The sequence below is a fragment of the Sediminispirochaeta bajacaliforniensis DSM 16054 genome (assembly GCF_000378205.1).
GTDB classification, from domain to species: Bacteria; Spirochaetota; Spirochaetia; order DSM-16054; family Sediminispirochaetaceae; genus Sediminispirochaeta; species Sediminispirochaeta bajacaliforniensis.
Genome location: NZ_KB899416.1, coordinates 122611 through 144722, shown reverse-complemented (window position 1 = coordinate 144722; position 22112 = coordinate 122611). Strand labels below are relative to the sequence as shown.

At 51.9% G+C, this 22112-nt stretch carries 21 protein-coding genes; 4 read left to right on the top strand and 17 right to left on the bottom strand.

Annotated elements, in window-relative coordinates:
- Positions 1–3: 3 nt before the first annotated feature.
- The 10 genes from F459_RS0111955 to F459_RS0111910 all read right to left on the bottom strand — a co-directional run bounded on the left by F459_RS0111955 (position 4) and on the right by F459_RS0111910 (position 11115).
- Complete coding sequence (locus F459_RS0111955; RefSeq protein WP_020612960.1) at positions 4–972, bottom strand: ABC transporter ATP-binding protein; 969 nt, start codon at positions 970–972, stop codon at positions 4–6.
- Positions 969–1946 carry an ABC transporter ATP-binding protein gene (locus F459_RS0111950; protein WP_020612959.1) on the bottom strand — a complete coding sequence of 326 codons (978 nt, stop codon included), beginning with the start codon at positions 1944–1946 and terminating at the stop codon, positions 969–971. The genes F459_RS0111955 and F459_RS0111950 overlap by 4 nt, the downstream gene beginning before the upstream one ends.
- Positions 1947–2804 carry an ABC transporter permease gene (locus F459_RS0111945; RefSeq protein WP_020612958.1) on the bottom strand — a complete coding sequence of 286 codons (858 nt, stop codon included), beginning with the start codon at positions 2802–2804 and terminating at the stop codon, positions 1947–1949.
- Positions 2801–3787: an ABC transporter permease gene (locus tag F459_RS0111940; RefSeq protein WP_020612957.1), complete on the bottom strand. Its 987-nt coding sequence runs from the start codon at positions 3785–3787 to the stop codon at positions 2801–2803. Before F459_RS0111940 ends, F459_RS0111945 begins: the two co-directional genes overlap by 4 nt.
- Before the next feature lie 67 nt (positions 3788–3854).
- Entirely contained in the window at positions 3855–5585 is a 1731-nt protein-coding gene (locus tag F459_RS0111935; RefSeq protein ID WP_020612956.1) for an ABC transporter substrate-binding protein, read from the bottom strand.
- A gap of 102 nt (positions 5586–5687) precedes the next feature.
- Positions 5688–6542, bottom strand: coding sequence for a MurR/RpiR family transcriptional regulator (locus F459_RS0111930; RefSeq protein ID WP_020612955.1), 855 nt, complete (start codon positions 6540–6542; stop codon positions 5688–5690).
- Positions 6539–8041 (bottom strand): glycoside hydrolase family 3 N-terminal domain-containing protein, encoded by a 1503-nt coding sequence (locus F459_RS0111925; protein ID WP_026295012.1) that lies wholly within the window; start codon positions 8039–8041, stop codon positions 6539–6541. Before F459_RS0111925 ends, F459_RS0111930 begins: the two co-directional genes overlap by 4 nt.
- Positions 8042–8117: 76 nt before the next feature.
- Complete coding sequence (locus tag F459_RS0111920) at positions 8118–9296, bottom strand: M20 metallopeptidase family protein (protein WP_020612953.1); 1179 nt, start codon at positions 9294–9296, stop codon at positions 8118–8120.
- 18 nt (positions 9297–9314) lie between these two features.
- Positions 9315–10622, bottom strand: coding sequence for a diaminopimelate decarboxylase (lysA, locus tag F459_RS0111915; protein ID WP_020612952.1), 1308 nt, complete (start codon positions 10620–10622; stop codon positions 9315–9317).
- On the bottom strand, positions 10615–11115 hold the full coding sequence (locus F459_RS0111910; protein ID WP_020612951.1) for a GNAT family N-acetyltransferase: 501 nt from the start codon (positions 11113–11115) through the stop codon (positions 10615–10617). Before F459_RS0111910 ends, lysA begins: the two co-directional genes overlap by 8 nt.
- Before the next feature lie 29 nt (positions 11116–11144).
- Here F459_RS0111910 and F459_RS0111905 point away from each other — a divergent pair, with 29 nt between their 5' ends.
- The gene (locus F459_RS0111905) at positions 11145–11612 is read left to right on the top strand and encodes a GNAT family N-acetyltransferase (protein WP_020612950.1); all 468 of its coding nucleotides are present in this window, start codon (positions 11145–11147) and stop codon (positions 11610–11612) included.
- Between the two features lie 6 nt (positions 11613–11618).
- Here F459_RS0111905 and F459_RS0111900 read toward each other — a convergent pair whose 3' ends face one another.
- From F459_RS0111900 to F459_RS0111880, 5 genes are read right to left on the bottom strand one after another with little or no spacing between them, the layout of a single operon-like run.
- Positions 11619–12584 carry an ABC transporter ATP-binding protein gene (locus F459_RS0111900; RefSeq protein ID WP_020612949.1) on the bottom strand — a complete coding sequence of 322 codons (966 nt, stop codon included), beginning with the start codon at positions 12582–12584 and terminating at the stop codon, positions 11619–11621.
- Positions 12577–13563, bottom strand: a complete 987-nt coding sequence (locus tag F459_RS0111895; RefSeq protein ID WP_020612948.1) for an ABC transporter ATP-binding protein — start codon at positions 13561–13563, stop codon at positions 12577–12579. The genes F459_RS0111900 and F459_RS0111895 overlap by 8 nt, the downstream gene beginning before the upstream one ends.
- A gap of 9 nt (positions 13564–13572) precedes the next feature.
- On the bottom strand, positions 13573–14403 hold the full coding sequence (locus F459_RS0111890) for an ABC transporter permease (protein WP_020612947.1): 831 nt from the start codon (positions 14401–14403) through the stop codon (positions 13573–13575).
- Between the two features lie 24 nt (positions 14404–14427).
- Positions 14428–15372: an ABC transporter permease gene (locus F459_RS0111885; RefSeq protein WP_026295011.1), complete on the bottom strand. Its 945-nt coding sequence runs from the start codon at positions 15370–15372 to the stop codon at positions 14428–14430.
- Between the two features lie 53 nt (positions 15373–15425).
- The gene (locus tag F459_RS0111880; protein ID WP_020612945.1) at positions 15426–16973 is read right to left on the bottom strand and encodes an ABC transporter substrate-binding protein; all 1548 of its coding nucleotides are present in this window, start codon (positions 16971–16973) and stop codon (positions 15426–15428) included.
- Between the two features lie 145 nt (positions 16974–17118).
- On the opposite strand from F459_RS0111880, the gene F459_RS0111875 reads away from it, so the two are divergent.
- Genes F459_RS0111875 through F459_RS0111865 form a run of 3 tightly spaced genes read left to right on the top strand, consistent with a single transcriptional unit; the run spans position 17119 to position 20268 of the window.
- Complete coding sequence (locus F459_RS0111875; protein ID WP_020612944.1) at positions 17119–18258, top strand: anhydro-N-acetylmuramic acid kinase; 1140 nt, start codon at positions 17119–17121, stop codon at positions 18256–18258.
- Between the two features lie 23 nt (positions 18259–18281).
- Positions 18282–19187, top strand: coding sequence for an N-acetylmuramic acid 6-phosphate etherase (gene murQ / locus F459_RS0111870; protein ID WP_020612943.1), 906 nt, complete (start codon positions 18282–18284; stop codon positions 19185–19187).
- Entirely contained in the window at positions 19174–20268 is a 1095-nt protein-coding gene (locus F459_RS0111865; RefSeq protein ID WP_020612942.1) for a serine hydrolase domain-containing protein, read from the top strand. Before murQ ends, F459_RS0111865 begins: the two co-directional genes overlap by 14 nt.
- A 19-nt stretch (positions 20269–20287) precedes the next feature.
- Here F459_RS0111865 and F459_RS0111860 read toward each other — a convergent pair whose 3' ends face one another.
- Together F459_RS0111860 and F459_RS0111850 are read right to left on the bottom strand one after the other, a co-directional pair.
- Complete coding sequence (locus tag F459_RS0111860) at positions 20288–21349, bottom strand: dipeptide epimerase (protein ID WP_020612941.1); 1062 nt, start codon at positions 21347–21349, stop codon at positions 20288–20290.
- Positions 21350–21550: 201 nt separating this feature from the next.
- Positions 21551–21961: an FMN-binding protein gene (locus tag F459_RS0111850; protein ID WP_020612939.1), complete on the bottom strand. Its 411-nt coding sequence runs from the start codon at positions 21959–21961 to the stop codon at positions 21551–21553.
- Between the last annotated feature and the right edge of the window lie 151 nt (positions 21962–22112).

Here is a 22112-nt window from a genome sequence, read left to right as displayed (position 1 = left end):
TCGTTAGGAAGAAAAAGGGCAGCGGGAAAAGTGTCCGGCGGAAACCTCCCGGATCTCGGGAACATGCTCCGAACATTCGGACCTGGCGATGGGACAACGGGGATGGAAGCGGCAGCCCGAAGGCGGATCGATGAGGCTGGGGATATCACCCTTTGTGGTCAGCCTTGCCCTGCTGAAATTCGCTTCGGGCTGGGGAGCGGCAGATTTCAGAAGCCTTGTATAGGGATGATGGGCATCGCTTATCACCCCCTCGGCGGGACCCGTTTCCATGACCATGCCGGCGTACATGACCACGATACGATCGGCGATATAACGCGCTCCGGCAAGGTCGTGGGTAATGTAAAGATAGGAAATCTCCTTCTCGTCCCTGAAGCGCTTGATCATGTTCATGATGATCATCTTGATGGATACATCAAGCATCGAAGTCGGTTCATCGGCAATCAACAGAAGCGGATCTACCGCAATTGCCCTGGCAATATTGATGCGCTGCCGCTGGCCGCCGGAAAGTTCGTGGGGAAATTTCCGCATATACTGCTCGGGAGGATCCATGCCCACCTGGACCAGCACATCCTTGATACGCGCTTCGAGCTCTTTTCGTCCTGAAAGTTTGTGAATGACAAAGGGCCGCTCCATGATGGAACCAATGGTGTGGGTCGGATTGAGCGCTCCGAAGGGGTCCTGAAATATCATCTGGACCTGCGACCGATATTCGAGCAGCCGATCGTGTTTCAGCTTGCCGTCGACGGGCTTTCCCTGAAACATGACAGATCCGGCATCACTTTCGTATATGCGCGTGATCACCTTGGCGGTGGTTGTCTTTCCGCTCCCTGACTCGCCGACTACCGAAAGGATCTCACCGCGGTTGAGAGAAAAAGTGACATCGTCCATGGCATGGACAAAGCGCTTCTGACCAAGGCCCCGTACGGGAAAATGCTTTGTTACGTTTCGCAGTTCGAGTATCGTTTCGCTCATACATTTCCCTCCTTTAGCAGGTGACACCTGGCCGAATGATCCTCATCCAGCGGCAAAAGTTCGGGGGGAAGCTGCCTGCAGATATCTTTTCGCTGCGGGCATCTCGGATAAAAACGGCAGCCCTCCGGCAGGTCGAGAAAATTCGGCGGTCTACCGGGGATTCCCCCGAACTCGAGCAGGGGACCGCTGAGGGGCGGAAAGGAATTCATCAGCCCCCTGGTATAGGGATGGGCAGGATGTCGATATACCGCTTCCGCAGGACCGCTTTCAACGATCTGGCCGCTGTACATGATCACCAGCTTGTCGGAAATCTCAACCAGAAGCGAAAGGTCATGGGTTATAAAGATAACGGAAAAATCAAACTGCTTCTGGAGATCGGAAATCTTGTCGATGATCGTCCGCTGAACCACCACATCAAGGGCGGTGGTGGGCTCATCCATGATGATCAAATCGGGTTCCAGTATCATGGCCATCGCTATCATGACCCGTTGTTTCATGCCGCCGGAAAGCTGATGGGGATATGCATCGAGGCGGTCTTCCGGGATATCGACAAGGGCGAGGGCCTTTTTCGCCATATCGAAGACCTTGGTCTGGGCCAGCCCGGGGCGATGGGTCAAAACCGTATCGGTAAGCTGTTCGCTGATTTTCAGAACCGGGTTCAGGGCGTTCATTGCAGACTGAAATACCATCGAGATATCGACCCATCGTATCTCCTTGGCCCTGTTTCGGGACAATGTAAGGAGATTTTCCCCCTTGAACAGCACCTCCCCTCCGGTAATTTCGGCATTGTCCTCAAGCAGCCCCATCAAGGTATAGGCCAGGGTTGATTTACCGCAGCCCGACTCCCCGGCAATGCCCAGGAACTCGCCCTTCATCAAATCGAGACTGATGCCGTCGACGGCCCGTATCATTCCCTGTCGAAGCCGGTAACCCGCCTCAAGATTCGTGATTCTCAGCAGTACATCGTCCACCATTCACCTCTTTCTGATTTTCGGATTCGAGATTTCATCGATTGCAAAGTTCATCAGCGCAAAAGAGGTCCCGAGCAAACCGATTCCGAGCCCCGGAGGAAGAAACCACCACCAGGCGTTCATCAAAAGTGCGGCGTTGTTCTGGGCCCAGAAGAGCATGGTTCCCCAGGTTACCGTCGAGACATTCCCCAGGCCGATAAACTCGAGGGTGGCCTCTCCGATGATGGCCGCGATCGTCGACGTAAAGAAAATGGCCATGACAAGCGAGATGATGTTGGGAAGTATCTCCCGAAAGACAATAACAAGGGAGTTCTCTCCCATCACCTCCGCTACCTTCACAAACTCCCGCTCACCGACCGACATCACCTGGGCCCTGACGACGCGGGCGCCCCAGGCCCACCCGGTAAGGGCAAGGACCACAATAATGGGCACGACTCCCCGCATGGGAACATACGAGGCAACCACGATCACCAGCGGAAGGCTGGGGATGACAAGAAAAATATTCGTGATAAAGGAAATAACGTCATCGGCAGCCCCCTTGAGATAGCCGCTGAAAAGTCCCACCGAAAGGGAGATAAAACTTGTCAGAAGCCCCGTTAGAATGCCGACGGTCAGCGTGACCCTGGAGCCATAGATAAGCTGTGAGAGGATATCATAACCGGCATTGGTGGTACCCAGGGGATGCGCATCGCAAGGCGCCGCCATCAGGGGAAACCTTCCCAGATCGTCACTATCCTGCTTGGGGCCGTAGGGTGCCAGAAGTGGCGCCAGGAGCGCCATAAGGATGAAGAGCCCGAGAATAATGACTCCGGCAAGGGCCTTTCTGTTCTCTATGAAAAGTTTCAGCATGTCCTTGATCACTGTTTGCCTCCATCCCTGACCCTCGGGTCCAGAAACATGATCACCAGGTCGGACAGAAAGTTGGCAACCATGACGGAGACCGCGATAAAGAGAAAAATTGCCTGAATAAGAGGATAATCCTGCTGCTGAACCGCCTGGTACAACATAAAGCCGATCCCGGGGTAGGAAAACACCATCTCGGTCAGGAGACTTCCGCTGATGACAAAGCCAAGGGCCATGGCAAAGCCGGAAACAGAAGGCAGGATGGCATTTCGTGCCGCATACCTGTTCCGGATTCTTGCAAGCGGCAGCCCCTTGGCCTTGGCCACGACAATGTAATCCTCTGCAAGAACGTTGATCATGTTGTTACGGATGGTAAGCATCCAATACCCCATCGAGCTTATGGCAATGGTCAGGCCAGGAAGTATGCCGTGATAGATCACCGATCGAACAAAGGCCCAGCCGTCGGCCCTGGTCACCCCTATGGCAAAGGCCCCGCCGAGGGGAAAGAGCTGGCGGTGGAAGGCAAAAAAATAGACCAATATCAGCCCGAACCAGAAATAGGGAAAGGAACGGATAAACAGAAAGACGCCGAGCACACCGTTTGCCAGTTTCGTTTCCCGTTTCCAGGCAATGACAATACCGATCACCGTCCCGATAAGAAAACTGAAAAGGGTTGCAATACCCATGAGGCCGATGGTCCACGGAAGAGCCGTCGCAACCACATCCCAGACCTTATGAGGATAATTGCTTGTGGAGATGCCCAAATCTCCCCGGAGAATATTCCCGAGATACTCGAAGTACTGGGTAACGATGCTTTTTTCGGTATCCACGCCGAAAGCAGCACGAATTGCATCCATCGAGTTTTCATCAACCCCCTGAAGGCGGTTTACGAGAACGGAAACGGGATCTCCCGGCATCAGTCGCGGCAGAATAAAATTTATCGTAACCGCAATATAGAGTGCGAAAATAAACCAGAACAATTTGCGTAAAAAATATTTCATGGGCGTCTCTGTCATAAGGCCCGACCTCACGGAAGGAGGCCGGGCAGTTGTTTTATCTATGCTTCATCTATTTCTTCGGATGAAGGTTGAGAAACACAGGCATCTTGTCCATACCTGCAGTCTTGGGGACGGTATAGGGGTCATCACCGTTCGGCCATCCCGTAAAGTTCCTGGTGGAGTATTCGTACCAGGTCGGATTAAAGAAAAGGGGAACAAGGGGAGTGTCTTCCATGACGGCGGAGAGAATGGTATGCATGTAACCAAGCTGTTCTTCTTTGTCCGCCGTCCTGCGGTAGGCCGAAAAGGCCTGATCAAGTTTCTCGTTCCTGTACCGAACCTGGGAATGACCCGTTGCATTCTCACCGATGGGAGCCCAGTGCCGGGAAGGCAGAATATTATTGTACTGGTAGTAGGGAGAGAAGCCCGAATTTACGTAATCAATGGAGATATCGTAATTTCCCGTCGTGATATTATCAAGAAAGGAAGAAGGCCATGAAGCCTGGTTTACCCGGGCATCGATACCGATCTTCTTCAGCTGATTGCTCACGGTTTCAACCGCGGTGATCCAGTCGGTCCATCCCGTCGGAACATAAAGTTCAAAGGAAAGCGCTTTTCCGTCCTTTTCCATGATGCCCTTGGTATTCTTTGCATAGCCCTCGCTTTCAAGCAACTTCACCGCAGCATCGGGATCGAAGGCAAGCCGAAAGGATTCGGCATCTTCGGGCACCCAGGATAGATATCCGGTCTTTACACCGGCCTGCCCCGCAGGAACCGCACCGGAGTTCATGATGGTTGTTATCTCTTTCTGGTCGATGGCCATGGCAAGGGCACGCCGGACATTTCTGTTGGAGAACGGCTCTTTGCCGTTGTTGAGGTTGAGGTAGACGATGTTTCCCTCGGGCAGCCAGTAATGATTGTGATCGGGATCCCGCTTTACATAGGTCTCGTCGATATTTGCAAGAAAGTACGCTCCCCAGTCGACCTCGCCGGAGATGATCTTCATCTGGGCCTGGGCATTTCCGGTCGCCCCCACATACTGAACACCGTCGATATAGGGCAAAGGCCTTCCATCCTCTCCCAGCTGCCAGTACAGGGGATTACTCTTGAGGCGGTACGACTGCTCGGTAAAAGAGCCCTCGTCAAAGACAAAGGGACCGGTTCCCACGGGGTTTTCATTTCCTGTCCATTCCGAGGGATTATCGACGGAGGCCCATACATGCTCGGGTATGATGTACAGACTGGCCATCTGGGGAAGCACGGTGGTATTTACCTCCTCAAAGGTAAAATCAACCGTATAGGCATCGATCTTCTTTACGTCGATCAGCCCCTGGTTCCAGATTCCGGCCTTGTCCAGGGCCTTGTCGCCTTTTGCCAGCTCCAGGGTAAAGATCACATCGTCGGCATCAAAAGCTTTGCCGTCGTTCCATTTCACATCTTTGCGAAGATGGAACTCAAGGGTCTTGAGATCTTCCGACCAGGAGTAACGCTCAGCAAGCCAGGGACTTACCTCTCCCGAATATTCATTGGCAAAAATAAGGGTTTCATAGAAACATCCGAAGGTCGACTGTAATGCGTTCGGAGAAAAGGGGTTGAAATTCTTGATCAGAACACCCTGCTTCGTCGAGGTCACGTTTACGGTCCCGCCCCGTCTGACAGAGCCCTTTGCATCGCTTTCAACTGCGGCCGCCGCAGCCCCTCCGTCAGACGGCTTTTTCTGAGAACAAGCGCCGAAAAACGATATCGCCAGCAGAAGAAACATCGACAATATCAAGCGTCCAGTAGAAATCTTTTTTTTCATTCTGTCTCCTTTGTATCGACCGCGCAAACCTGCAAAGCAGACCTCGTTGAGCAGTCGACTGATTTATGGAATTTGCAAAACCTCCCTAACCTCAGACCCTCTTCAGTCCCGGAATTTTTTTATGGCCCGAACCTTTCTGGTCCGGTCAAGATATTTCTTGATCTCGGAATACTCGATGCTTCCAAGACCGGAAAAGAGGATGTCTATCACATTAAGCTGGGCTATCCTTGAACCGCTGGCTCCGCTTCGCATGCTCGTCTCGGAAGAAGCCGTAAAAAGCTTGATGTCGGCCTTGCTGTTCAGGGTATTGTTCCCGAACTTTGTAATGGAAATGGTCTTGGCCTTTGTCTTTTTCGCAATTTCCATGGTTTCGACGATGTCCCTGGTCTCTCCGGAATAGGATATAAAGACAGCCGTATCCTCCGCCGAAAGGTTGGCAGCCGCCGTGGCCTGGAGATGGGTATCGGTGTAGGCCATCGAATACCTGTTGATGCGCATAAATTTCTGCTGGGCATCCTGAGCGATAAGCCCCGAGGCCCCTACGCCGTAAAAGTCGATACGCTTGGATGAATGCAACACCGCAATGGCCTTTTTCAGCTCCTCGATATCAAGAACAAGAAGGGTATCGGTAATGGATTTCTTGTTGTTGTACGATACATTTTTTATGATCGTTTCAAGATCATCGCCAACCTGAATATCGGTATAACTATCTTCCTCGACCCTCTGAGAAGAGATATCGGAAGCCATCTGAATGGCAAAGTCACGGTACCCGTCAAAGCGAAGGGTTTTGCAAAAACGGATGATCGCGGCATTGCTGGTATTGCAGCGCTGTGCAAGTTCTCCCACGGAGAGCCCTACCGATTCTTCCGGAAAACTCAAAATATAACTGGCAACCTTCTTTTCCGAAGGTTTCAAATCGTCAAAGGCCTCTTTCACCTTCAGAAGACATCCGTTCATACGCAACCTTCCTCGAATGCTCCCGGTAAAAGGAGCCTCATCACCCCTTCCTGCTGAGCCGCAGTGTAGCCATACGAAGCAATCCCATTTTTTACTCCCGCAATATCCGTGTCGTATGGATTTCGCAAAGCGACAAGTACAAGCCTGTCGGATATCCGTGCAAGATCTTCGATGAACCGCACCAGAGACGGTTCGAGATGGGCATTTTCAGTAAAGATAAGATTGGACGTTCCCTCAGCCTGTCGCTTTAAAACCGCCGCTTCTGCATCGGTGATGGTTCTTTCGTATATGGAAAGGGGACAGGAAAGCTCTTCGGCGGCACGGGACGCAACCGCAGGAATTCCTTCACTGCCCTCTTCAATGAGAACAAGCCGGCTGCTTCTCATGGTGAATACATGATCCACGGAACAAAGGGGAACAGCCTCTTCTTCATTTTTTACCAGTCGCACCGATTTCAGGGAAATGAAATCCATCTTTCGCCTGTTCGCCTTAAAATCAACCAGGGGAGAGCGAGAACCCTCCGCCTTGTCACGAAGCGAAAACATCGTTTTCACCCTCGCCGAGGCCTGCCTTACCCGCTCTGCAAAGACTTCGTCGTTGGCGACTTTCCCGGCAACGGCAGAGGCTGCCATCAGCTGCTTTTCCGGATTGTCACAGAACGAAATCATGTCCATACCCGCTGCCAAGGTCTCGACCGCAAGATCATCGGCCCGGTGAAAATTTGCCACGCCGCCCATGTTCAGATCATCAGAAACAAGAAGTCCCTTGTATTTCAGCTTGTCTCTGACCAGCCCGGTCAGGACCTCCCTTGAAACGGTAACGGCCTCCCTGCGGCTCTGCAATGCGGGCACATAGATGTGGGTAGGCATCCAGGAAGGAGCGGGAATAGAAAGAAAGGGAAGCATCTCATTACGGAACAGCGCTTCCCGGGAAATATCAAGAGAGGGCATATCCAGGTGGGGATCAACATGAACCCGGCCGTTGCCCGGAAAATGCTTCAGACAGGTCAGGACACCGCTTTTTTCAAGGCCTGCGGCAAACTGTGATGCATAGGTGATGACAACATCTGCATTCCCGGAAAAACTGCGAATCCCGATGGCAGGATTAAGCGGATTGTTATTGATATCGACAACGGGGGCGAGATTCCAATCGATGCCAACGGCCTTCATTTCCTGGCCGAGCACTTTTCCCGCCAGGTATGCACTATGGGGATCGCCGGTTGCAGCCAGAGCCATGGCGCCGGGAGAAACGGTAAATCCCTTTTTCAGCCTTGTGACAATGCCACCTTCCTGATCGATTGCAATGAGCGGTTTGTATCCGAGAAAATTCGTTATCTCTTCGATAAACCGGGCCACCTGCTCCCTGTCCACCACATTTCTGGAAAATAAAATGACCGATCCGGGTCTGACGGCTGCAAGAACATCCTTTCCCACATCGTCAAGCACTGAAGAAGGCAGGCCCAGCATAAAAATATTCCCGATCATTTCGTTGAAATCCATGAGGCTATAGTATCATGGCCGAAGGCAGAAGCCAATAAATTATTTTATAAATGGAAACTTTTTTTGTAATTTTTTTTTAAAGAGTTCTATTTGAAAGAAAAGAGACGATGTTCTCGCACTGAATGGCTGTGCCGATGATCAGGGCCTCTTCATCGATGGTGAAAGCACCGTTATGAAGCTGCGCGGTAATCCCCTTCTCTTCATTGGCGACCCCGAGAAAAAAGAAACAGCCGGGGATCTCCTTCAAGAAATAGGCCATATCCTCGACCCCCATATTGGGCTCTTTGTTGATATGTATCGCATGCCTTCCCAGAAGCTTTTCCGCCGACCGCCTTACAAGATCCGTCATGGCATCGTTGTTGATAAGCGCCGTATACCCCGATTCGAAGCTAACCAGCGCCTTCGCACCAAGTCCCGAGGCCACACCCTCGGCCGTTCGTATCACCTTCTGCCGAAGACGATGCAGGACCTCGGGATCGGTCGCCCTGCAGATACCTTCAAGGCGGATCCGCTCCGCCAGAATATTGCGGGCCTGGCCGCCGGCTATGGTACCCAGGGTGAGCACCGCAGGGTGAACGGGATCAATCTCCCTCGAAACAATGTGATGAAGGGCGGTGATCACCTGGGCGGCGACAAGAACGGCATCGATGCCACCCTGGGGAGCCGCACCGTGGCTCATCTTGCCGATGATCTCAATATCGAAGGTCTCAGATGCGGCGTACGCCTGCCCATAGGTAAGGGCGATCTCTCCCGCTTTCCTTCCCGTATTGCAGTGCAGGCCGAATATTGCGGAAACCTCGGGATTCCGTAAGACTCCGGCCCTGATCATGGGCAGGGCTCCTCCCGAGGTTTCTTCCGCGGGCTGAAAGATGAATTTGACGTTTCCCGTCACCAGTTCCCGGTGACGGGACAGCAGAAGGGCAGAGCCCAGGGCTATTGCGGTGTGGGCATCATGGCCGCAGGCATGCATTCGGCCGGGAACGGCGGATGAGAAATCGAGCCCGGTCTGCTCCTCGATGGGCAGGGCATCCATATCCGCCCTGAGGGCGACGGTCTTTTCTCCGTCTCCCTCAAGTATCCCGCAGACCGAATTTGGAATCGGCCGAAAGCAGCGTATTCCCATCTTTTCCAGAGATGCCTGCACGAAATCAGCGGTCCCGGCGGTCTCCATACCGAGCTCGGGATGGCGATGGATATATCTTCGATAGCCGACAATTTCCTCCCGCAGCCCCCCAGCCCCGGCCAAAAAATCCATACAGCGCCTTCCTTTTATTCAGTTTTTTCCTATGCAATTGTTTCCGCTCAGTCGTTCCAGGCCGAGAAGATCCTCATAATCCTGGCGCCTGCGGATAAGCACGGCCTCGTTTCCGTCCACAAGCACCTCGGGCAAAAGCCCCCTCGAATTATAATTACTGCTCATGGCAGAGCCGTAGGCCCCTGCCGAGAAAATGGCCAGAAGATCTCCCCGTTCGAGGTGGGGAAGATAACGTTCCTTTGCAAAAAAATCACTGCTTTCGCAGATCGGACCCACGACATCAACCTTTTCAAGCCCGGGGAGATCCATCCGCTCTTCCATACGAAGGGGAATTTGATCTTCGGCAGCCTCTGCGGGCCAGATAAAGTGAAAGGCACCGTACAGGGGCGGCCGGATGAGGTCGTTCATCCCCGCATCGAGGATGATAAAGGTCTTTGAGCCGCCCTGTTTCCTGAACAGTACGCGACCTACAAGTATTCCGCTGTTGGCCGCAATGCTCTTACCAGGTTCGAGAATCAGACGGAGGCCGGTACCTTTTATGTGAGGAACAATGGCCGAAGCATACTCCTCTATGGCGGGACTTTCACCGCTTAGGTAATCATTCCCGAAGCCTCCGCCAAGGTCGAGATAGCGCAGCTCATGACCACGGCTGCGCAGCCTGCACACAAGATCCACGCCGGTCCGTGCCGCCTCGGCATAGGGCTCGGCGCTATGACCGCCGGAGCCAAGGTAAAAATGGATGCCGCAAAGGTGTACGGAAGGACTGTTTTTCACGGCATCAAAAACGGCGAAGGCCCGATCGATATCGATACCAAATTTGGTCTCTTTCTTCCCCGTCGAAATAAAATCGTGGGTTCCGGGATCGATATCGGGATTGATTCTCAGGGCAGCCTCGACACGGGCGCCCCGTTCTTGAGCTATCGTTTCCAGGACGGCAAGCTCCTCTTCCGATTCTACGTTGAACAGGCCAACCCCTGCGCCAATTGCCTCGGAAAGTTCCCGATCGGTCTTGCCTACACCGGCATACACAACGCTGCGCATGTCGGCTCCCGCTTCCCTTACCCGATACAGCTCACCGCCGCTGACGATGTCGAATCCGCAGCCGGCTGCCGCAAGATCAGTGAGGATGTGGATATTACTCAACGACTTGACCGCAAAGCAGATGGTTGGACCGACTGCCGAAAAGGCCTGCTTCATTCTCTCCAGACGGCTTAGCAGCTCTTTCTTGCTGTAGATAAACAGCGGCGTCCCGAACTTACCAGCAAGCTCTCCGACGGAAAGACCTTCGACCCGCAGTGTGCCATCTTCATAACCGATCCTATCCACGACTTCCCCTGTAGCCACTCAAGGGCCCGACAGACTTCCGCATCAGGATTTCGGAATAGCCTTCAATGATATAGTCTTTTAGTTCTCCTATAATCTCATACCCATGAGCGGTATAAAAGCCTTGTGCCGAGGTATTGAAGGAAGAGACACAGAGAAAAACATTGGGGGTTGCTGCGAAAATGTACGACTCGGCAAAGGACAGAAGCGAAGTACCAATCCCGCGGCCTCTCCAGGAAGGCATAATGCCGAAAGACTTTATATAGCCGCGAAAGGCCCCCTGCATCTGAACCATGATAAAGCCGGTGAACTCTTCGCCGGCCAGTGAAATAAACAGATCGGAGGAAGCATCATGCACCGCTTTCCGTGTCTGTTCAAAGCCTCTTCCCAGGGTAATCCATGGTTCGGATTCCGCCATCAATTTTGCACAGGAAATCAATTCTTCTTCCGATGCCGCAGGGCGGATATGCTGTTTCATGGTTTCGGATTCTATCATAGCACCTCCAAAGAGTGTATACTCCCTTTATGTTCGACATGCTTGTCAGACTCTATGATCTTCCGCCCCTCCCCGCTCCGGCCAAAGCCGGAGGAATAATCATCAAGCGGCCGCTGCCTTCGGAAAAAAGCCTGGTCACACAATGGGTTTGCGAACATTTCAGCCGCTCCTGGGCCGATCAGGTCGAAGCGACCTTCTCAAGGCTGCCGGTCTCTTCCTTCATTGCCGTCGAAGAGGGCAGGATCATGGGGTTTGCCTCCTACGACGCCGTCTGTAAAAACTTTTTCGGTCCGACAGGGGTCAGGAAGGAAGCACGCGGAAAGAAAATCGGCGAAACGCTCCTGCTCCATGCCCTCTGGGCCATGCGGGAATCGGGCTATGCCTACGCCGTCATAGGTGGTGTCGGCCCTGCCGATTTCTACCGCAAAAGCGTGGGAGCCGTCCCCATAGAAGGATCGGACCCGGGCATCTATCGTAATCTGCTGAAAGAACCCTAAGGCCTCTTACAGCAGGTGACAGGAGGCCCGGTGTTCGTCGCTCAACGCCACGCTTTGGGGCAACTCCGTCCTGCATTTGTCCATGACATACCGGCACCGCAAGTGGAAGGGACAACCCTTCGGCGGATCGGCAGGGTTGGGCACATCTCCCGAAAGAATGATTCGCTCCTTCTTCTTCCCCGGCAAAAGTAAGGGAACCGCGGAAAGCAGCGCCTGGGTATAGGGGTGGGAAGGCCTGGCAAACAACTCTTCGGTAGGAGCCTGCTCCACGATTCTCCCCAAATACATGACTCCCACCACCGAACTTATATGCCGGACTACATTCAGATCGTGCGAAATGAAGATATAGGTAAGCTCCAACTCATCCTGAAGCTGCATAAGTAGATTAATAATCTGCGACTGAATGGAAACATCGAGGGCACTGGCCGGCTCATCGGCAATGACAAGGGCGGGGTTGGTTATCAGGGCCCTTGCTATGCTTATCCGCTGGCGTTGTCCGCCGCTGAACTGGTGGGCATAGCGCTCCTTATAAGAGGCAGAAAGCCCCACCCTTTCCAGCATTTCGTCTATTTTCCCATGTATCTCTTTTGACGACAGCGCCGTGTGGGTCTGAAGGGGTTCGGCAAGAAGTGCTTTAATCTTCATGCGGGGATTGAGGGAATTATAGGGGTTTTGGAAGACCATCTGCATATGCCTACGCATCATCCGCATCGACTTCTTACCGTATTTGTTGATGTCCTCGCCGTTAAAGATGATTTTGCCCTCATCGGGCTCTTCCAGACGCAGAATGGTCCTGCCAGTCGTGGATTTTCCGCAGCCGGATTCGCCGACAAGGGAGAAGGTCTCTTGTTTGTTCACGCAAAAGCTCACCTTTTCCACCGCACGTACGTACCCGATGGTCTTATTGAAAACGCCGCCCTTCAGGGGAAAATATTTCCGCAGGCCTTCGACGGCCAGTAGGCTCTTATTCATGCTCGGATCCTTCAAAAAGCCAGCATCTGCACAGATGTCCCCGGCCATATTCCTTCAGAGCGGGAACGGCATCCCTGCATCTTTCCATTTTCCGTGAACATCGATCATAAAAACGACAGCCTCTTCCCATGGTATCGATGCTGGGTACCACGCCGGGAATGGTGTAGAGCTCCTTCCTTTTCTCTCCCAGGGATGTGACGGACCGGACAAGTCCCTTGGTATAGGGATGCATGGCATCCGAAAAAATCGTCTCCACATCACTTACTTCCACAACATGGCCGGCGTAAAGGACCGCAACCCGGTCGCAGGTCTCCGAAATGACGCCGAGGTCATGGGTGATCATGATGACCGAGGTATCGAAACGCTCCTTCAATCCGTTTATGAGATCGAGGATTTGTGCCTGGATCGTTACATCCAGGGCGGTGGTGGGTTCGTCGGCAATGAGAAGCTTTGGATTGTTCAGCAATGCCATTGCAATCATCACCCGCTGAAGCATGCCGCCGGAGAGCTGGTGAGGATACTCCTTCATTAATTGCTCGGCCCTGGGAATCTCCACCTTCCGCAGTATATCGACGGCCCGTTCATGCATGACCTCTTCCGGCAGCTGGTAATGAAAGTGCAGGATTTCCTTCAACTGCTGGCCGATGGTAAAAAGCGGATCGAGGGCTGTCATAGGCTCCTGAAAGATCATCGATATGGCATTGCCCCTGATTTTCCGCATCTCTGTGTTCGACAGTCCGGTAAGATCCCTTCCTTCGAAATTGATACGGCCGCGGCTGATATAAAGAGGAGGTGTGGCCAAAAGATCGATGATCGAATAGGCGGTCACACTTTTACCGCAGCCTGATTCACCGACGATACCGAAAACCTCTTTCTTGCCGACGGAAAAGGAGACATCCTCGACCAGATTGTAGCGGTTCTTTTTCGTCCTGAGTTCTATGGTAAGATGTTCAATCTGCAGTAATTCGTTTTCACTCATGCGGCAATCTCACTCGATATTCCGAAGCTTGGGATCAAGGATGTCCCTCAGGCTGTCACCCAGCAGATTAAAAGACAAAATGGTAAGGATGATGGCAATGGCAGGATACAGAGCGGTCCAGGGCGCAAGCTCCATGATCTTTCTGCTTTCGTTGAGCATGGAACCCCATGACGGATTGGGAGGCTGAATGCCAAGGCCAAGAAAACTGAGGGAGGCTTCGACAAGGATCGCGCTCGAAAGAGAAAGCGTTGCCTGAACAAGAAACGGCGACATAATATTGGGCATGATGTGCCGGATTATTATCATGGAATCCTTGATGCCTATCGATCGCGCGCTGGTAATATATTCCTGGGATTTCACCGACAGAACCTCCGCCCGCACGGTTCTGGTAAAAATGGGTATCCTGACGATGCCTATTGCAATGATGGTATTTTTCAGATCGGGTCCGAGCACGGAAACGATCGACAGGGCCAGCAGAATCGAGGGAAAGGCAAACAAAATATCCATAAGACGCATGATGATATTATCCAGCCATCCCGAAAAATAACCGGCGGCAAGGCCGAGAACAATCCCCAGCGACGCGCCGATTCCCACGGAAATCAGGCCTACCATAATCGATACCCTCGCCCCGTACACAATTCTGGAAAAAACATCACGTCCAAAATTATCCGTCCCCATGATAAACAATTTTCCCGGAGCCTCTCTGAGCTGAGGAAACATTTCGACAGGGTCGTGGGGGGCAATGAGAGGCGCAAAGAGTGCCGTGAGCAACACGATAAGCACCCCAATCAATCCTATTCTTCCTATCTTGTCGTGTAGGAGTTCTTTCAGAAGCCCCATTGGCACATCCTTATCAAGAAAAATCTATTTATACTGGATTCTTGGATCTACTCCGGCATATATCAGATCTACCAGAAGATTTATGACGCCGAAAATCAAGGCGAAAAACAAAATGCTGCCCTGCACGACAGGATAGTCGCGTTGATTGATACCCGTCAAAATAAAAAGTCCAAGCCCCGGCAAGGAGAAAATCTGTTCCGTTACGACGGTTCCGCCGAGAAGATACCCCATCTGCATACCCACAATGGTTATGATTGGCGAAAATGAGTTTTTCAAGGCATGCTTGAAAATGACAACCCGTTCTTTCGCCCCCTTGGCCCGTATCGTCCTGATAAAATCCTGCCTGAGCACCTCCAGAACCGAGGACCTGGTCATTCGCATGACCGATCCAGCCATGATGGCTCCAAGAACCAGGGCAGGAAAAAATATGATCTGCAGGTTTTCCATGGGATTACTAAAAAACGATGCATACTTCAGGGCCGGGTAATAATTCATCTTCAGGGAAAGAAAAAGCAACAGCAGGGTCGCAAGGGCAAAATTGGGAATGGAGACCCAGAACAGGGCGACAACCCTTGCAACACCATCCAGAAGGGTATTCCGCTTAACAGCGGCAAGGATACCCAGCGGAATGGCGATGATCCATGAAATAAGGGAAGCGATAAGCGACAGCTCAAAGGTAACCCTGAATCGCTTTAATATCTCCGGAAGTATCGGTTTTCCGGTCCTGATTGAATTTCCAAAATCACCCTGAATCACACCCGTTATCCAGTTTGCATACTGGCGGTACCAGGGAAGATCCAACCCAAACTGCTTTGTCAGCTGGGCGCGTAATTCATCCGTGGCCTCCACCCCAAGAAGGCTGTCCACGGCATTTCCCGGAATCAGGTGCATGAGAAGAAAAACGGCAATCGAAATACCTATGAGCACAGGTATGAAGAGTAATAATCGTCTTAGTATATATGAACGCATCCTGACTGAACCTTCAAAGCAAGGGGCGCGAAGCATCGCACCCCCTACCCTTTTTATTCGTAGATGACTACCTCTCTGAGATCCTCCGCATTGAAAGCATTCGGGTTGAACCCTTCCACATTACTCCGGACGAAGTAATATTTCATTGGTGCATTGAAAAAGAGATTGGGAGAAAGCTCAAAGAGCCGCTTTTGGGCGTCAAGGTAAAGCACCACCCGTTCGTCGGTGTCGGTCGTCACCTTTGCCCGGTTTGTCAGATCATCGAAAGCCTTATCGGAAAACCCCCAGACATTTGCACTTCCTTCGGTATTGAAAAAGAAGGAGAGCGCACGATCGGGGTCCGTCCCCGAACCGTTCTTTCCGGCCATAACCTGATGGTCCGTCTTTTTCCAGGCATCGACATACTGTCCGATCTCGAGCTGGCGTATCGTCGCTCTGATGTCGATCTTTCCGAACTGCTGGATAAGGACCTGGGCCGTACTCACCACTTCGGGATAAGAACTGGGAACGGTTATTTCGACATCAAAACCATCCTTGTAACCAGCCTCTTTCAGAAGTTCTTTTGCCCGATCGAGATCCTGATGAAAAAAATCATTCGTATCGACATCAAGGGCCCATTTCCCGAAAGCAGGGGGAACCGGTCCGGAGGTCACTGCATCACCATTGAATACAATCTTCGCCAGTTCGCTTCTGTCCACAGCCAAGGACATCGCCTGCCGAACCCTGACATCGCTGAAGGGTTCAATATTCATGTTGAAACCGAGAAAGGTATAATCCTTCGACTGATAGCTCTTCAATACGATATTCGGGTTGTTCTTAACCAGTTCGATATTCTGGGAGCCAAGCGTGGTAAGGTGAACGGCACCCGTCCGCAAGGCTGCGAGGCGGGACGATTCATCGGGCATTACCATCAGGACCACACTATCGAGTTTCGGCTCTCCCGAAATGTGATATGCACCATTTTTTTTGAACGTAATATGGTTATCGGGAACCCAGTCCTCAAGCATAAATGGGCCGGTACCGCAGGCAACCTGCATCAGATCGCCGTTTTCCTCAACCACTTCCTTTGGAACAATGGAAGTATACACACTCGTCAGATAGGACAAAAGCGGTGCATAGGGTTCTGTAAGGGAAAGCTTCACCGTATAGTCGTCCACTACGGTAATATCGGAAACCGCCTTGAAATAGGATTTTGCAATACAGGCATTTTCCGGATTCATGATACGATCAAAGGAATATTTCACATCCCCGGCCGTCATTTCCCGGCCGTTATGGAACCTCACCCCGTGTTTCAGGTTGAAGATGTAGGTCGTATTCTCCGGTATCTCCCAGGATTCGGCCAGACCCGGAATGATATTCATATTCGCATCGGTCTGAACCAGTGTTTCATAGATTTTTTTCGTAACTCGGACAGAAGAAAACGATGTGCTTTTGTGAGGATCAATCCCCGCAGGCTCCGCATCTGTGCCGATGATCAGCGTCTGGTCCGCAGCCAGCACCTTTTCCGAAGGTCCCACCTTTTGCGTGGCTTCCTGCTTACCGGAAGCAAAAAGCGACAAGGCCAGAAAACAGAAGAATAAGGACCACGCTATTTTTTTCATTAATCTACCCCCTTATATAATTGTATGATTATAGGTTGGCCAGATATGAGTGTCAATAAAAAATATTTTTATTGAAGATTTTTTTATTTGAAAAAAAATTTTAAAACATTTTGACAATCATGACGGAAAGCGGCATACTTGCAGCATGAAGAGGACAAAAGCAATCGGGCTCATGTCGGGAACATCTGTGGACTCGATTGATGCAGCCGTCATAAGCTTTCATGATAATGGTGCAAAAATAGCAATCAAGGATGTGAAGGGAATCAATGTCGGTCTTCCCGATCCGGTCAAAAAAAAGATCTTTGCCCTCTTTGAAGATCCGCGGTGTTCCCTCCGGGAGCTTATCCTTCTCCATTCGATCATGGGTGAATTGTTTGCTGAAGCTGCCCTTTTGTTAATGAAAAAAGAAGGCCTCCGCTGCGAAGATGTGGCAGTGATTGGCTCTCACGGACAGACACTCTATCACATCGCGGAAAAAACAGAATTCTGTGGAAAGAGTGCAAGGGGAAGTCTGCAGGTCGGAGACGGATCCATTATCGCCAGAAGAACGGGAATAACGACGGTATCCGATTTTCGATCGGCCGACATTGCTGCGGGAGGAACGGGAGCCCCCCTGGTTCCCTTCCTGGAAAGGATCATGGTCGAGCGGCTTGGTTCGGGTACCGCTTTTCAAAACATCGGCGGAATCGGAAATGTCACCTTCTTCGGGGATGCGGCTGCCGATCCCGTGGCCTTTGATACCGGGCCGGGGAACATGGTTGTCGACCGACTGGTAACCGAATTTACAAACGGGGCATGGTCGTACGACAGGGATGGAAGCCTCGGCAGAAAAGGGAACATAGACGAGACTCTTCTGCAGGAGTGGATGGCCCACCCCTATTTTGGGAAAAAACCTCCGAAGAGCACGGGCCGGGAAGAATTCGGGTCCTCTTTTTTTGACGTATTTCTGAAAAAGCTTACGATCAACGAAGATCTGATACGGACGGCCGAGGAGTTTACCGCCCGCAGCATCGTCCACGCCTATTCGGCGCATCTGGACCGACTTCCCGACAAGGTGATAGTGACGGGAGGTGGCGCTCATAATCCTCTTATCATGGAATCGCTGAGAAATCATCTGCAGTGTCCCGTACTTAAGGGAGAAGAGGCAGGCATCAGCAGCGATTACAAAGAGGCGGCGGCCTTTGCTCTTATGGCCTATTTTACTATCAATGGAAAAACAAACAATATTCCTTCAGCAACCGGTGCCGCTTGTCCTGTTGTGATGGGAAAAATATCACAGGCGTGAAACGAACAGGAGATAAAACGGACATGGATTATTTGGGAAACCTCACAACAGAGCAGGCAAATCCGGCTTCTCAAGATATCGATACAAAGTCGACAATAGAGATTCTTAAAATAATAAACGAAGCCGACAAAAAGGTTCCGCTGGTCATCGAAAAGGCCCTCGACTCCATTGCCGATGTCGTCGATGATGCTGTCAGGGGGTTTCGGCGCGGTGGTCGGCTTTTTTATGTAGGGGCAGGGACCTCTGGCCGGTTAGGAGTTCTCGATGCTTCGGAGTGCCCCCCGACCTTCGGAACGGACCCCGAAATGATTCAGGGGATTATTGCCGGAGGGCAGGATGCCTTGACAAGGGCTGTGGAATGGGCCGAAGATGACGAAGAGAAAGGCGGGGCCGCCATGGATGAAAAAGGGGTCGGCCCCAATGACATTGTGATAGGGATCACCGCAAGCGGCCATGCCCCCTATGTCATAGGAGCCCTGAAGCGGGGAAGGGAACAGGGAGCCGTTACCTGCGCCATAAGCAGCAACAGCAACTCCCGAACATTTGCATATGCCGACAGGAGCATCCTTATCGATGTGGGCCCGGAAATTATTACGGGATCTACCCGAATGAAATCGGGAACGGCCCAGAAGCTGGTTCTGAATATGATCACCACGGCGGCAATGATACGGCTTGGCAAGGTGTACAAAAACTTTATGGTCGACCTGATGCCGCTCAACAGTAAGCTGATAAACAGGTCCATAAGGCTCATAAAAGAGGTGTGCGGCTGCACAAGCGAAGTGGCAGAACAGGCCTTCCTGGCGTGCGACAGGAAGCCGAAGGTGGCAATCGTATCGGTGCTGCTCAAGGTTTCGGCACCAGAGGCACGAAAACTGCTCCAGCAAAACGAAGAACATATTGGGTTGGTTCTCAAGCATGCAGGAAAATAACGGAAAGACCATCGAAACAATGCTCGACGAGGCCATTGCCGACAGGACGACTCCCGGTTTTGTCCTCCTTGTAAAGCAGCACGGAAAGGTTGTTTTTTCCAAGACCGCCGGATACAGACGGCTGTATCCGTACAAAGAAGAGATGACGTCGGAAACCATCTTCGACCTTGCCTCGCTCACAAAACCCCTGGCAACTACCACAACGGCCCTTGCCGTCATGGAACAGGAGAAGATTTCTCCGGATACGGAAATAGGGGCTTTCCTTCCTTCCCTTCGGCGGGAAACCGCCAGTATATCCCTTGGCCAGCTGTTCACTCACACCTCGGGGCTTCCCCCCGTCCCCGATATATTCAAGCTCTTTGAGACGGAAGCGGAGATCGACCGGGCTAAGGCAATCGGGCATCTCTTCTCCCTTACTCCAACCGTAAAACCTGGAGCCCAGGTCATATACAGCTGCACGGGCTATATCCTTCTTGCCGAAGCGGTAAAGAAGATAACGGGGGAAAACATGGATGAGCTTTTCCGTCAACTGGTTACCACTCCGGGAGAAATAGATTCCCTTCTATTCAATCCCCTAAGAAGCAACGATAAGGAAATCAAAGAGAACATCGCCGCTACCGAATACTGTCCCTGGCGAGACAGGTGGCTGAAAGGAGAGGTACATGACGAGAACGCGTTCTGCCTCGGCGGCATGGGAGGCAACGCCGGCCTGTTCGGAAATGCGGAAGGGATTATGAAACTCCTTGAGCTGTTTTCCAGCGGGGGAATGCTCAACGGTAAGCACATACTTTCCGAAGAAAGTGTACGCCTGATGACCGGGAACCAGACCCAGGGGCTTTCACCGAAACGGGCCTTCGGTTTTTTGGTGCAGGATCGGGACTCTTTCGCAGGACCGCTTTTTAGTCCCGAAGCCTTCGGACACACGGGCTTCACGGGGACCAGCGTGTGGATGGACCCTTCCCTCGATCTGAAGGTGGTACTGCTGACAAACAGGGTGCATTTCGGAAGGGCTGCAACTGCCGAGAAGATAAAAACCTTCAGGAAAAACCTACACTCGGCACTGTCCAGGGCCTTTTCCTGAAAGGCCTCTGAAGTATTTCTCAGTCGAGACCAAGGCCCGCTGCCTCCGGTAGACGAATACTGCTCCCTGTATACTCCGTTCCGCCATGCTCTTTCCTTTCGGCGCATAAAAGAGGCACATCAAGATCGACCATGCTAACAACGGCACGGGATGCCGCAAAATGGGCGGCAGCGGTAAGGCCTGTGTGGCTTTCCATCATGGATCCCACCATGCAAAATAAACCTGCCGATTCGGCGATGGCGGCAATCTTCATGGCATTACAGATCCCTCCGGATTTCATCAGCTTGATATTGAAACCATCTGCCGCATGCATCTTCACCAGATCGATGGCATCCTTGGGAGAAAAGAGACTCTCGTCTGCAACAAGGGGAAAGGGGATTCGCTCCCTGACATAGCACATGCCCTCAAAATCACGGGCAGCAACAGGCTGTTCGATGAGTTCCGGATTAATCCCAGCCCGTTCCATCCTCGCAACAACCCCGACGGCATCCTTCGGCGTCCATCCCTGATTTGCATCGATCCGAAGCGAAACGGAAGGCCCCACGGCATCCCTTACCGCTTTTATTCTTTCAAAGTCCCTTGCCGCATCTTTGCCCAATTTAATTTTCAGGACCGAAAACCCTTCTTCCGCGGCCTTTACACTATCCGACGCCATCTCTTCCGGTTCATTCAGGCTGATGGTGATGTCGGTCGTAAGGCTGTCGCGCGCGCCCCCCAGAAGTCGGTAGAGCGGAGCGGAGTACAGCTTGCCGTACAGATCATAGACAGCCATATCGACAGCCGCTTTTGCCGAGCTGTTGCCGACCATGGAGGTCTGTATACGCTGCATGATGCCTTCTATGTTTTCGATCTCCATTCCCATGATGGCAGTCATGATGTGCTCGATACCGGCGGTGATGGAACCGAAGGTATCGCCGGTAATCACCGCTGTAGGGGCGGCCCCCCCCTGCCCCGAGAACGGGGTATCACTATTAATGGTCAGAATGATATTCTCGATGGCATCCAGCCTCCTTAGCGAAGTGATAAAAGGAGTCTTCAATGCCACGGAAATCCTATCAAGCTTCCATCCGGTAATCTTCATCTGACCTCTCCCCCAAAGCTGTTTTGCCTATTCTCTATCACTGGAAGATTTTCATCAAGCTCACGGGGAAGGAATGATTTCATTCTCCTGCACATCGAAATGGTTAGCGCCGAATATAAATCAAGAAAGCTAAAGGCCTTTTCTATAAAAAAAGCTGCCCGATCTTTTCCAGGCAGCTTTTGTAAGAGAGATGGAACGAATCTATCGGCTTGAGAGAGCCTTTTCCGCAAGTTCCTTAAAACGCGCGGTGATCTCGGTAGCACCGGTAACGGTATCGACCTTGGAGACGTCCTGCGTTTTCACAAGGCTGGCGGCAAGCTGTTCGCCGGCCTCCGCCGGTGTCACGCCTGCTGCTGGTTCCATCTGAGCGGCATAGGCCTTATCTCCAGACTTTAAATCACCTTTCTTGTTCAACTCGTCGTACTGAACCTTGACGATCTTATCGCCCTCAAATGTGATAGCGACCTTTCCCTTCCAACCGTGAGCGTCAAAGTCATCCTCCGCAACAGCAACATTGTCCGAAGCCTTGGGGAAGGCGGACTTCCCTCCGCATGCGGTTACAAACGTAAGAATAACAAGCATTGATCCGATCAATACGAGCGTACGCTTCATAGTATCCTCCTAGTTAGCTTTACCACTATGGTATATATTTTACGGTCCTGAATGTCAATGAGCAACGGAAAAAGGGAAAACTCACGGCTGCATCTGGAAAAAAGCATGTGTTTATGCTAAAACCCTAGTCAAAGAATAGAATATGGAGTAG